The 12,331-nt window shown below is 29.9% G+C and carries 12 protein-coding genes; 7 read left to right on the top strand and 5 right to left on the bottom strand.

From position 1 onward, the window contains the following. Nucleotides 1-588, bottom strand: coding sequence for a LysE family transporter (locus tag CLFE_RS23125; protein ID WP_077893114.1), 588 nt, complete (start codon nucleotides 586-588; stop codon nucleotides 1-3). Between the two features lie 189 nt (nucleotides 589-777). On the opposite strand from CLFE_RS23125, the gene CLFE_RS23120 reads away from it, so the two are divergent. Further along, the gene (locus tag CLFE_RS23120) at nucleotides 778-1,068 is read left to right on the top strand and encodes a hypothetical protein (RefSeq protein WP_077853488.1); all 291 of its coding nucleotides are present in this window, start codon (nucleotides 778-780) and stop codon (nucleotides 1,066-1,068) included. Nucleotides 1,069-1,205: 137 nt separating this feature from the next. On the opposite strand, the gene CLFE_RS23115 is transcribed toward CLFE_RS23120, so the two are convergent. The 3 genes from CLFE_RS23115 to CLFE_RS23105 form a co-directional block, all read right to left on the bottom strand. Continuing rightward, nucleotides 1,206-2,378, bottom strand: a complete 1,173-nt coding sequence (locus CLFE_RS23115; protein WP_077893115.1) for a MerR family transcriptional regulator — start codon at nucleotides 2,376-2,378, stop codon at nucleotides 1,206-1,208. Nucleotides 2,379-2,606: 228 nt separating this feature from the next. Continuing rightward, entirely contained in the window at nucleotides 2,607-2,864 is a 258-nt protein-coding gene (locus CLFE_RS23110) for a hypothetical protein (RefSeq protein WP_077893116.1), read from the bottom strand. Nucleotides 2,865-3,006: 142 nt separating this feature from the next. Then, nucleotides 3,007-3,891 (bottom strand): EamA family transporter, encoded by an 885-nt coding sequence (locus CLFE_RS23105; RefSeq protein WP_077893117.1) that lies wholly within the window; start codon nucleotides 3,889-3,891, stop codon nucleotides 3,007-3,009. A gap of 640 nt (nucleotides 3,892-4,531) precedes the next feature. Between CLFE_RS23105 and adhE the strand changes: the two genes are divergently transcribed. The 6 genes from adhE to CLFE_RS23075 all read left to right on the top strand — a co-directional run bounded on the left by adhE (nucleotide 4,532) and on the right by CLFE_RS23075 (nucleotide 11,323). Continuing rightward, nucleotides 4,532-7,108, top strand: coding sequence for a bifunctional acetaldehyde-CoA/alcohol dehydrogenase (adhE, locus tag CLFE_RS23100; protein ID WP_077893118.1), 2,577 nt, complete (start codon nucleotides 4,532-4,534; stop codon nucleotides 7,106-7,108). 174 nt (nucleotides 7,109-7,282) lie between these two features. Beyond that, nucleotides 7,283-7,516 carry a hypothetical protein gene (locus CLFE_RS23095; protein ID WP_077893119.1) on the top strand — a complete coding sequence of 78 codons (234 nt, stop codon included), beginning with the start codon at nucleotides 7,283-7,285 and terminating at the stop codon, nucleotides 7,514-7,516. A 4-nt stretch (nucleotides 7,517-7,520) separates the two neighbouring features. Beyond that, nucleotides 7,521-7,919 (top strand): hypothetical protein, encoded by a 399-nt coding sequence (locus tag CLFE_RS23090; RefSeq protein WP_077893120.1) that lies wholly within the window; start codon nucleotides 7,521-7,523, stop codon nucleotides 7,917-7,919. A gap of 179 nt (nucleotides 7,920-8,098) precedes the next feature. After that, nucleotides 8,099-9,328 (top strand): Alp7A family actin-like protein, encoded by a 1,230-nt coding sequence (locus tag CLFE_RS23085; protein WP_077893121.1) that lies wholly within the window; start codon nucleotides 8,099-8,101, stop codon nucleotides 9,326-9,328. Next, nucleotides 9,321-9,659, top strand: a complete 339-nt coding sequence (locus CLFE_RS23080) for a hypothetical protein (protein WP_077893122.1) — start codon at nucleotides 9,321-9,323, stop codon at nucleotides 9,657-9,659. The genes CLFE_RS23085 and CLFE_RS23080 overlap by 8 nt, the downstream gene beginning before the upstream one ends. 278 nt (nucleotides 9,660-9,937) lie before the next feature. Further along, a complete protein-coding gene (locus tag CLFE_RS23075; RefSeq protein WP_077893123.1) occupies nucleotides 9,938-11,323 on the top strand; it encodes an RICIN domain-containing protein in 1,386 nt (461 codons plus the stop codon). Nucleotides 11,324-11,492: 169 nt separating this feature from the next. Here CLFE_RS23075 and CLFE_RS23070 read toward each other — a convergent pair whose 3' ends face one another. Then, the gene (locus CLFE_RS23070; RefSeq protein WP_250944830.1) at nucleotides 11,493-12,260 is read right to left on the bottom strand and encodes a sigma-70 family RNA polymerase sigma factor; all 768 of its coding nucleotides are present in this window, start codon (nucleotides 12,258-12,260) and stop codon (nucleotides 11,493-11,495) included. Nucleotides 12,261-12,331: the final 71 nt, after the last annotated feature.

Genomic DNA, 12,331 nt, shown 5'->3' with positions numbered 1-12,331 from the left:
TTACCCCCTTATAATATCCCAAGCGCAATACAGTAAAAATAAACTTAATATAAAATTAATAAGTTTATGATGTTTTTTGTAAAGAGTTTGTATTTTAAGCCCAAGGAATGCCCAGGTTAAACAAGCTATACTTCCAATACCAACAACTCCTACACCTGCAAAAAGTAAACCGGGTAAGGTACTGATATATGGAATAAAATAAATCATTAACAAGGTCATAATATAAAAATATATTTTTACATTTACAAATTGAAGTGAAAAGCCTTCTCTAAAGGATGCTTTCCCTTCATTGTCAGCATTTAAAGGCTTACTTTTAAAAATTTGTATTGCCAGCCAAACCATATATATGCCTCCAACATATTTTAACACATCAAGTACAGGGGTAAGAAAAGAATTCAAGCCGTATACTGCTAAAGTGCAAATAATCTGTACACAGACATATCCTGCGCAAATTCCCCAAATTAGTCTTTTCCCTTTTCGCCAGCCAAATTGAGTCGTGGTATTTAGAGCTAGAATGTTTCCAGGACCCGGCGTGAAAGAACAAATCACCATATATCCTAGCATCATAAAAAAAGCTGATATAGACATTTTTACCTCCTATATTTAGAACAGTATACATTATATAATATAGACGCTACAATATATTAACAAGTAACTATGAAATTTATTAGTAACTCATAAATTTACGGATATATTTTTATTTTGGAGCACTAGAAATATAATTATAACTGGCTCCACAAATAAAAGGAGTTACATAATAAAATTGGAGGGAAAATTATGAAAGTAAATGCCTATTTAGAAATTACAATGAAAATTGAGGAAGCTAATCGCGAGGCTGCCGCTAAGGTTTATACGGATTATCGTGGACCTTTTTTAAGAACAATTGAAGGAGCTTTAACTAAAGAGCTTTTGATTCGTGAAGAAGATGTTCAAGTACTTCATGGCTTCGATAGTGTAGAGCATGCAAAGGCATATCTATCCAGTGAAATGTTCCAAAATGATGTGTTTGTTGGACTTAAACCTTTATGGAGTGCTGATCCAAGCGTAAAAATTTATATTGTAGCATAATTCAAATATATTTTGCTTCGTTAAACCAAATATAATTAAAACAAAAGGTAATTTCAAATCTATAAATCTGAAATTACCTTTTATCTTACCATAAATTTATGTACCTGTTTCATTTTTAAAATAAAACAAGTGTATGATTAAGTTAATCTATTCTCACAATAAATTTTTAAAGCTTTTCCCATATATTTAGATGCATTTTTCCCATATTTCATATCATTTGCTTTTATCATAGTAGTATTTGTTAAATAGAGCTCTGAGGTATACTCCCAATAATTTTCACCTACGCATATATTAAAGGTTTCATGCTCTTTTTGTGTTTCCTCAACTATTTTTTTTACTATTTCTTGAATTTCCTTTGAAGCAGGGTCTTTACTTAAGTCTGCTGTAAGCTTCTCATTTAATGTTTTTAATTCAGGCTGTTTTGAGCCTAAACAGTTTTTCAAGGCTTTACCTATAAATTTAGAAGCACCCTTACCGTACTTTTCATCAACTTTATTTATCCAATCTGGAAATAATAAAAAAAGCTGAATCATGCTGTACCAATGGTCGTCACCATAGTCCATTTTAAAAAGTCTGTAATCTTCTTTAACTATTTTAGTTATTTCTTCAGCAAGTTGATTAATTTTCTTTGATGTAGGATTTTTACTTAAGTCAGCTGTAAGTTTTTTATATAGTTCTTTTAATTTAGGGTGACTGTCTTCAAGAAAAGCCTTTTTAAAATTAGCAAACTCTTCTGATAAACTAAATACTTCACTATTAAAATTTTTCTTCATACCCTCAACATATTTTTCAATGCTGCCATACTGCTTTATAGCCATTGTAGCAATTTTATCAACTGTACCTTCCTTAGTTTTTAAATTTTCAATAAAGTCATTATATTTATCTATGCTGCCAAAACCACTTATTATTTCTTTTAGGTGTTCTTTTTTTAGCTCCTCTAGAGCATTAAAATACTTTGTCATATCAAATTTTTCAAAACTCATTGTCTTTTCCCCTTTTAAGATTTTATTTACAAGCTCTATTAAATCATTTAATCTATCTCGCTTTAAAGTAAGTAGTTTTTGTTGATTTATTAGTGCCTGTTTTTTATCAAAGTTGGGAGTACTTATAATTTCTTTTATTTCTTTTAATGACAAATCTAGCTCTTTGAAAAATAAAATTTGCTGCAGCATTAAAAGAGCTTCAGTGTCATAAAGTCTGTAACCTTTATCTGTTAATTTGCTTGGTTTTAAAAGATCGATTTTATCGTAATAATGTAACATCCGCACACTTATGCCTGTTAAATCTGAAACTTCTTTTATTGTTCTCATTTTTTACCTCCAACTTTGATTTTAGACTTTTTATAATAAGCTTTTGCCGACAATGAGCTTTACTATATTTTTTATATTACACTATGACACTGTGTTATGGTCAATACTTTTTATGAATAATAATATAGAAATAACATTTTTTATCAATAAAATGACCACTAAATATTAAACTTATTTGTTTAATATTTAGTGGTCATTTAAAAAATATACTTCATTCCTTTATAAAAATTATAAGCTATATTCAACAATAATTACTACGTGGAGATTGTTATGAACAGGAGTAATATTTAGAATGGTACAAGGACCTTTCTCAACACGATATTCTTTAGTTTGGCCAGGTCTTAAATCAAAAACCTCAATAACACCACGAGAAGTTGTAATTGTATAATTAGCAACTAATTGGGTATTTGAATTTGATATAGTTATAGTTTGAGGAAATGCAGTAATTTTAACACTCTCATTGCTGTTTAATGGTAAGCGAACCATAAAATTAACCTCCATAACTGCTATAAATTAACGTACTATTACAGTGTATGATTTTTAAAGAAATTTGTGAAAGCTGTACTCTATAAAAATTCATTACTATATATTATGGTTGTATTACTTATTAAACAGTGTAAATTTATAATTAAGCTTCAACAGCCTTTCTTTCATAAACCACATTACCCACTATAATTCCAATCAATATAAGTAGTACTCCAAACCACTGAGATGGATTTACATACTCTGACAAAACGATTGAAGACATTATAGTAGCAACCGGAAGCTCAGAGGCAGGTAGTATAGTTCCTAGTGAAGGTTCAACCTTTGGCATTCCAATAGAAAATAAAATCGGTGGAAAAACCACTCCAAAGATTCCTAATATGAGTCCATATGGAATCAGCCCACGTAATATATGAAAATGGAATAAAAAGCTTGGTGGAAACAATAAAAATATAACTACTAAAGCACTTGTTGAAAGCAGCGCACTTTTTAATACTGGTGGAGTATCCTTCTCAACTGAACTGCTAAAAAATATAAAGGTTGTGTAGGATAAAGCCGCAAGTATTCCAAAGATTGTTCCTTCAAGTGAAAAAGTGTAATTCTTTTGTACAAATATATTTGCAGCTAAAAAAGAGCCTATCAACAAAATAATTATAGATACTAGCTTTTGTTTTCCAGGTTTTTTCTTATTGAATATCCAATCAAATAAAGCACCAATCCAAACAAATTGAAATAAGAAAATTATTGCCAGTGAAGCATTGAGGGTTTTAAGAGAATGATAATAAAATATACCTGTTAGTCCAAACGGAATTCCACACATCATAATCTTTAAAATTTGTTTTAAATTTAATTTCTTCTTTTTTGTAAATAAAACGGCACTCCAAATAAGTATAGTTCCTAAAAAATACTGGCTGCCTGTTACCTCTGATGGTGAGAAGCCTACCGAATAAGCAAGCTTTACAAAGGTCGATAATATTCCATAGCAACAACCTCCTAAAAAAACAAGTAATGCATAATGCCAATTTTTCAAAATTATTGCCCCTTTCAATTAAACGTAAAAAACCACACAACTATCAAAACTGATAATTGTGTGGCGAAAATAGATTTCTCTAGAAAAGTCCACATCTAAATGTGATTTTATTATTTAATTCTAGTATAGTATAAAAGCTATAATATAAGTTGTCAAGTAGTTCACTTCTTACAATATAAAATTCAATACTATGATTATTCTAGATGAATTTAATGTTTAATCATAAAAAAGAAATTAAAATATAGTTAGCAATTATATTTTTAATTTTTTGCGTACTATTATTTAATCTTTCATAAACTTGAGCATACAATTGCTAGGACTAGCTAATCTGCCTTGAAACTGGTCTATTGGTCAGACCAATTTCAAAAGGCATTGTTAAATGTTTGACAATATAAAATTGGTGTCATATACTATGATTGTAAATAAAAATGAGCTATATAACTATATAGTTTTTCAATAAAAACGCGTAAATCATTGATATATCAATATTTTATTGTATTTATAATATCAAAATATAATAAAACTATAAGTCACAATTTATAAAATACTAGAGTTTATTATGGAAAACATTTAGTTTTCTGTATAGTAGTTTGTTAAATATCAAACTACTATAAAAATTTTATAAAAGAGGTGTATATTAATGAAAGTTACAAATTCAAAGGAGCTAAAACAAAAATTAGATCAATTAAGAGAAGCTCAAAAAAAATTCGCAGAATATACCCAAGAACAAGTAGATGAAATTTTCAAACAATGTGCTATAGCTGCTGCCAAGGAGAGAATAACTTTATCAAAATTAGCAGTAGAAGAAACAGGAATCGGTCTTGTGGAAGATAAAATTATAAAAAATCATTTTGCAGCAGAATATATATATAACAAATATAAAAACGAAAAAACCTGTGGAGTAATAGAACATGATGAGGGTTTAGGTATATCAAAAGTTGCAGAACCTATTGGAGTTGTAGCTGCTATAATTCCTACTACCAATCCAACATCTACAACAATTTTCAAATCACTGATTTCTTTAAAAACAAGAAATGCAATTTTGTTTTCACCTCATCCACGTGCAAAAAAATCAACTATTACTGCTGCAAAATTAATTTTAGATGCAGCTGTTAAAGCAGGAGCACCTAAAGATATAATAGGGTGGATAGATGAACCCTCAATAGGACTTTCCCAAGAATTAATGAATGAAGCTGATATAGTTTTAGCAACAGGGGGACCTTCAATGGTTAAGGCTGCCTATTCATCAGGTAAACCTGCAATTGGTGTTGGAGCTGGAAATACTCCGGCAATAATCGATGAAAGTGCAGATATAAATATGGCGGTAAGCTCTATACTTTTATCAAAAACCTATGATAATGGTGTAATATGTGCTTCTGAACAATCAGTATTAGTTCCAAGTTCAATATATAAAAATGTTAAAGAAGAATTTGTAAAGCGAGGAGCCCATATACTCAACAAAAATGAGTTAGCAAAAGTAAAAGAAGTTATGTTTAAGGATGGAAATATTAATGCTGGCATAGTTGGAAAATCAGCGTATGTAATTGCTAAAATGGCCGGAATTGAAGTGCCACAAGCTACAAAGGTTTTAATAGGAGAAGTTCAATCTGTGGAAAGAGAGGAATTATTTTCACACGAAAAATTATCACCAGTTTTAGCCTTGTATAATGTTAAGGATTTTGATGAAGCTCTAAAAAAAGCAGAAAGACTTGCATATTTAGGTGGAAATGGTCATACTTCTTCTTTGTATATAGATGCTGAAAACAATAAAGAAAAGGTTGAAAAGTTTGGACTCGCAATGAAAACCTCAAGAACGTTTATTAATATGCCTTCTTCACAAGGGGCAAGTGGAGATTTTTATAATTTCGCTATAGCACCTTCATTTACATTGGGATGTGGTACCTGGGGCGGAAATTCTATATCAGAAAATGTAACACCTAGACATTTATTAAATATTAAAAGTGTTGCTGAAAGAAGGGAGAATATGCTTTGGTTCAAAGTACCTCAAAAAATATATTTTAAATATGGTTGTCTTTCATTTGCATTAAAAGAATTAAAGGATATGAATAGAAAAAGAGCATTCATAGTAACTGATAAAGATCTTTTTAAACTTGGATATGTTAATAAAATCACAAAGGTTTTAGATGAAATAGATATTAAATACGACATATTTTCAGATATAAAATCAGATCCAAGTATTAGCTCCGCAAAGGCTGGTGCAAAACAAATGCTTAGCTTTGAACCAGATGTTATAATATCTATCGGCGGTGGATCTGCAATGGATGCAGCAAAGATAATGCACTTATTATATGAATACCCAGAAGCAGAAATTGAAAATTTAGCTATAAGATTTTTAGATATAAGAAAAAGAATATGTGATTTTCCTAAATTGGGAAAAAAGGCAGTTTCAGTAGCAATACCTACAACTGCTGGTACTGGATCTGAGGTAACACCTTTTGCAGTTATAACTGATGATAAAACGGGAATGAAATATCCTTTAACTTCTTATGAATTAACACCTAATATGGCAATAATCGATACTGAACTGATGATGAACATGCCTAAAGGTTTAACTGCGGCAACAGGAATAGATGCTTTAGTTCATGCCATAGAAGCCTACGTCTCAACTATGGCAACTGACTATACTGATGCATTAGCCTTAAGAGCTATAAAAATGATATTTAAATATTTACCTATAGCTTATAAAAATGGAAAAACAGATGTTGAGGCTAGAGAAAAAATGGCACATGCATCTAATATAGCAGGAACTGCTTTTGCCAATGCCTTTTTGGGTATATGTCATTCCATGGCTCATAAACTTGGAGCAATGCATCATGTTGCTCACGGAGTTGCATGCGGTGTACTAATTGAAGAAGTTATTAAATATAATGCAACAGATTGTCCAACAAAGCAAGCGGCATTTCCTCAATATAAATATCCTAATGCAAAGAAAAAGTATGCTGAAATTGCAGAATATTTAAATTTAAAAGGTAGTAATGATGATGAAAAAATTGCTTCATTAATAAAGGCTATTACAGACTTAAAGAAAGAAATAAATCTTCCTAAGAATATAAGTGAAATTGGAATTGATAAAAAAGCGTTCTTTCTTACATTAGATAAAATGTCTGAACTTGCCTATGATGATCAGTGTACAGCAGCAAACCCTAGATACCCACTTATAAGTGAACTTAAAGATATATATACAAAAGCTTTCTAGAAAAAAACACCAGATTTGTGTAAGCAAATCTGGTGTTTTCTTCTATACATATTTTACTGGTAGTTAGTGAAGCAAAATTAATAAATGATATAATTAATTTAAAATTATAATGTTTTACCACTCAAATATAAAATGATGTGAAATTATTTTTTATAGCATGGAGGCACTTATTAAATGAAAATACTATTTATTATTTTAGGTTTTATTTTTGTTGCTGTTGTAGTACCAATTTCAGCACTGGCTAATTTCAGATATAATGAAAAGCATAATTTTCAATGCACAAAATGTTTTCATGTGTTTGACATTGGTGGAAATGCACTTAATTCTTTTAGCACTTTTACTAAATTATATGTGAAATGCCCTAATTGTAGAAGGTACGTACCTGTAAAAACCGTAAGAAAAGAGTGATATTTTGAAAAAAGCTTTTGTTATAGCTGTATGTATAATACTATCTACATTTTTAGTATTGCATATTTCACGAATAAGTAAAAACAACCAAATAGGAAATATAATCGGAACAAAAAATGAAAGTAGTAGTTGGCCATATGAAAAAATGATAACGTATCAAAAAAATAACTATGTTGTTACGTCTGAAAAAATTACTAGCACTGGACACTTGCTTGGACAAATCGAACATTTTTCAAATGATGAAAGAGATTCTAATTCTGATAATTTTTCTAATTTTTATAGTGTTGGAACTAAATTATATACTATTCGAAATTTTAATGTAAAAGATGCTATTGCTGTAGAGATAACTAAAGGTATTTTTATGAAAGCTAGAAATATAGAACAAAAAAATAATGGCCGTTAATAATGCAGTCATTATTTTTTGTTTTATTTATTAAAATTCTTAAGTTTAGTATTTAGAGGCTTAAGTGTACTTAAGTATCACTTAATTTTACAAACCTCTTTGTTTTTGATAGATTTTATGATAAAATATAACTAAAGTTTATTTAAGTAACACTTAATTTAATATAAGGGAGTTTGTTTATGAATATAGAAAGATTTAATGCAGATTTTGGAAATAGCACTGGAAACTTTTTAATAGATGGATATTACTTTGAAATTCCAACAAACATAGTTGAAATTTCTTCAAAAAAAGCAGAAGGTATGTTTGTTTCTCCAATAACAGAGAAAAATGAACTACTAGATAGACTTATGATTTCTAATGGTGAAAAAGAAAATGAGAAATTTTATCTTGTAGGAGAATTTGCCCAAGGTCACGAAATTAAAACTCAAGTTAATCAAATGAATGATAAATTAACAAGTATTATTCCTTATGCCAATTTTCTTGGAGCTGTTGCCTACTATGCTATCTTGAAAAATTCTACAGATGATAAAAAAATAGATGTTGAAATAGATAATATGAAAATGATGCTGCCTATTTGGCTTCTAAAAAAAGCATCTAAATTTAGTGTAGCCCAAAATGAAATGGCAACACGCTTTTTAGGTGAGCATACAGTAAAAGTACTCACTATGGGTATGGAAAGAGTTATCAATATTACAGTTAAACATTCTGTATGTAAAATTGAAAGCGAAGTTGCGCGTTATGCTATAAAATATAAAATGCTTCAGGAAGATAACTCGATAAAAATAGTACATAGAGATGATATAGTTGATAAGTTTACTAACTGTGAAACTATTCTTTCTGATATTGGAGGAGGTTCCATTGATTGCGTAAAGCTTGGAGATTCTCTTACACCGCCTAAAGAAAGAAATAGCTTTAAGGTTATTGATATTGAACCTTTCTTAGGCTTTCTTGAAACCTTTAGAAAAGAAAAAGTTTTACAATACTTCTCTAGCATTAAGCAAATAGAAAAGTTTTTAATAAATAATTATAAAAAGCAAAAATATATTCTGGATGATCCAAACAGCGGAAAAAGCTATGATTTTACTTCTGAATTTACAGAAATGCTTCAAGATTATGCTGATAAGCTAGTGCCAATAATATTTGATACCTTTAAAGAAACTGATAGACTTCTAAAGTTTGTTTATTTTGGAGGAGAAGCGCCAGTATTAAAGCCTTATATAAAGAAAACTCTGTTAAAGTTTGTTACAGAAAAAGTGGCAGAAGAAAACCATATATTCCTTGATGATTTACTCTCAGATGATGCTTCTGAAGTATTTAAACCTACTTCTAGAACTATTAATCTAACAGCCTTAGAGCTTTTATCACTTTCAGAAATATCTACAAATAAAACTAGTGAAAAAAATGAATAATGATAAAAGAAAACCACGTATGGTATTAAATGCCGAAGCAATGCCAAAGGAAATATATGATTTACTAAATGAAAAGGCCAAATCTAGAAGGCTTACACCGTATATTATTGAACTAGTAAAAAAAGATTTAAGCAACAGAGAAATCGTAGCTAAGTTAGATATGGTATCAAACAATATTGATTTAATATTATCAAAACTAAATAATGTTCATTTTGTGCAGAATGCTTCTCACAAAGAAAATGAAAAACTAAAAGAGGGGAATGTTATGTCCTTTGATGAGGTTCATGGAGGTATTTCTCTAGAAGATTTAAATGATCAATGGGATTTTTAAACTTCAAATACAATGTTTTATATATAATTTTTAATTTGTAATATTATTTTTTTACTTATATTCTTCTGTTCTCACTATGTCATAATAGCTACTATAAAAGTTGATATGTACTAACATTACATGGTTTAAATAAGAATTTTAGCCATTATAATTTAGTGCATATCAACATGTTTTTTTTGTTGTTAAAAATTTTTTTTACGTAAATATATTGTTTTACAAAAAGTATTATGGTATGATTTTTATGTATCATATAACTATTTGTAAAAGAGGTAATATTTATGTTAAAGCGAAAACTAATATTAGGTTTAGCTACCACTATCTTGTTTACACAAACTATTACAATGACTAATTTTACAGCGTTAGCATCATCAACATCTAATGTAAACGTTGCAGGATATAAATCAACAAAATCCGCTAGTAATCCAGTAGTGGCTTCACTTCCAACTATGCCACCAGCAGGGTATGACAAGGGTGGTCAATATCCAGCTGGTAGGGTTCAAGATGTATATTACTACTCACCAGTAACTAAGAGTACAAGAAAGATGGTAGTATATACACCTCCAGGATATAATTCAACAACAAAATATCCTGTAATATATGCAATTCACGGTGTAAATTCATGGCCATCAACTATATTCGACAGTTGGTGTGTAGGTGCTAGTACTTTAGCTGATAATCTTATTGGTGAGGGAAAAATCCAACCAGTTATTATAGTAGCTATGGACAATAATAATGTTGATTCTCATCAAGAATTATTTAATGCTGTTATGCCTTACGCAGAATCTCATTATCCAATTATTGCTGATGCTGATCATCGTGGACTTTATGGCTATTCTATGGGTGGTGGAGTAACCTTTGCTGAAGGACTTGGACATTTGGATACCTTCCATCATATTTGTCCATCTTCTGCAACACCCTTCAATCACCCTTCAGATGCAAATATGTTCCCAAATAACGGAGCTGAGGCAAAACAGAAGCTTAAAACCTTACTTCTTTCATGTGGAACTTCAGATTGGGATGGCTTCTATCCTCCAAATTTAGCTACACATAATTACTGCGTTGCTCATGGCATTCCTCATTATTGGTTGTCAGTTCAAGGTGGCGGCCATGATGGCAGTGTATGGAGACCTGCTATGTGGAATTTCCTTCAGTTAGCATTCCCAGCAAATCAATCTCCTAATAATAATGGTGGAAATAATACTACTATGGGAAGTACTGTAACCTTAAAGGATGGCTGGTATTACATTAAAAATGTCAATGCTCAAAAATATCTTCAAGTTGCAGATAATATAGGAAAAGCAGGACAAAATGTTGAGCTTCGTACAGGCTCAAAAGCTAATGGTCAAAAGTGGTATTTAACAAATGTAGGAGATGGTTATGTAACATTAAAAAGTGCATTAGGTGACTATATGCTTGATATATCTTATGGTGAAAATAAAGATGGCACAAAGATTCAAATCTATAATGCATATGCAGGTGATGCTCAAAGAGTTTCTATTAAAGCTTCATCAACAAATGGTGCATATGCTATTGCAACTAAGAGTAGTGATCAAACTAAGGTATTAGATGATTCTAATGCTAGTACTGCTGATGGTACAAATGTATGTCAGTGGTCTTATAATGGAAACAATAATCAGTTGTGGACATTTGAAGCTGCAAATTAGTGATGATGTAATTATGTATCAAAAGTTAGGTAAACCTTATTAAATAAAAAACATACAGGAATGAGCCCTTTAGGTGAAATATCATACACTAAATGGCTCATTCTTATACATATATATTAACGTTGATGAAAATCTAATTTTTCATTCATGTCGCATTTGACACACTTACTTATAAATTAAAATGAAGCTTATCAGATAACTTACGCTTTGCGCTTAATCTTTTTCTATTTATAGTTGCTCTGCATACTCCATATTTTGTAGCTATCGCATTATCTGTTTCCTTTCCTATGTAATGAGCTTTAATTATTACTCTTTCAAAAGGAGTTAGGCAGCTAAAGATTTCATTGCAAGTAATACCATTTACCCAATTGCTATCAATAGATTCCAAATCAAAAGGGGATAAATTTTTATTACCAGTCTTTGATAAAGCTTTTTCTAAAGAAAGTTTATAATTAATTTCAATAATAGAATTCTCAAAGGCATCATAATAGTTATCATTTTTGTACATATTTTCTACAAACTCATCGTTATTAATTCTTGAAATAGGGTCTTTTATGAGTACTTTTAAAGAGCGATAAGCCTCGTAGTGAAAGCATTTATCTACATAATTATGAAAACTTGGTCTACTATAATCCTTATACTTTTTAGCCATAGATAAAAGTGTTACTATAAGCTCATTTTTTAGTTCCTCCTGACTATATTGAGAAAACATTTTTTGAATTTTATTTACGGTATAATCCATTTGTTCTTTAAATTCAGTTTTTGTCTTTGAGTCTATTAGACCTTTTTTTGCGTATAAAGATATAAATCTTTTTAAGGAATAATCATTGGTTTTGTAATTTCCGTAGGTAATGCAATTTACATAGCTTAATAAAAAGTTCTCAAAGGCTTCTATTATACTGTTTGCAGAATTTTCTTTTCCTTTCTGGTATTCCAATACATATTGATGCAATTTTTTATAATCGTTAATAGTATAATGTGACATGGCGTTACATTCCTTTCCTTAGA

Source organism: Clostridium felsineum DSM 794 (assembly GCF_002006355.2).
GTDB classification, from domain to species: domain Bacteria; phylum Bacillota; class Clostridia; order Clostridiales; family Clostridiaceae; genus Clostridium_S; species Clostridium_S felsineum.
The sequence above is the reverse complement of the archived record's forward strand: the minus strand, read 5'-3'. Positions and strand labels throughout refer to the sequence as shown.

Bases quoted from the DNA above. Each gene is read 5' to 3' on its own strand.
- CLFE_RS23125 (WP_077893114.1), bottom strand. From the start codon at position 588: ATGTCTATATCAGCTTTTTTTATGATGCTAGGATATATGGTGATTTGT.
- CLFE_RS23120 (WP_077853488.1), top strand. From the start codon at position 778: ATGAAAGTAAATGCCTATTTAGAAATTACAATGAAAATTGAGGAAGCT.
- CLFE_RS23115 (WP_077893115.1), bottom strand. From the start codon at position 2,378: ATGAGAACAATAAAAGAAGTTTCAGATTTAACAGGCATAAGTGTGCGG.
- CLFE_RS23110 (WP_077893116.1), bottom strand. From the start codon at position 2,864: ATGGTTCGCTTACCATTAAACAGCAATGAGAGTGTTAAAATTACTGCA.
- adhE (WP_077893118.1), top strand. From the start codon at position 4,532: ATGAAAGTTACAAATTCAAAGGAGCTAAAACAAAAATTAGATCAATTA.
- CLFE_RS23095 (WP_077893119.1), top strand. From the start codon at position 7,283: ATGAAAATACTATTTATTATTTTAGGTTTTATTTTTGTTGCTGTTGTA.
- CLFE_RS23085 (WP_077893121.1), top strand. From the start codon at position 8,099: ATGAATATAGAAAGATTTAATGCAGATTTTGGAAATAGCACTGGAAAC.
- CLFE_RS23080 (WP_077893122.1), top strand. From the start codon at position 9,321: ATGAATAATGATAAAAGAAAACCACGTATGGTATTAAATGCCGAAGCA.
- CLFE_RS23075 (WP_077893123.1), top strand. From the start codon at position 9,938: ATGTTAAAGCGAAAACTAATATTAGGTTTAGCTACCACTATCTTGTTT.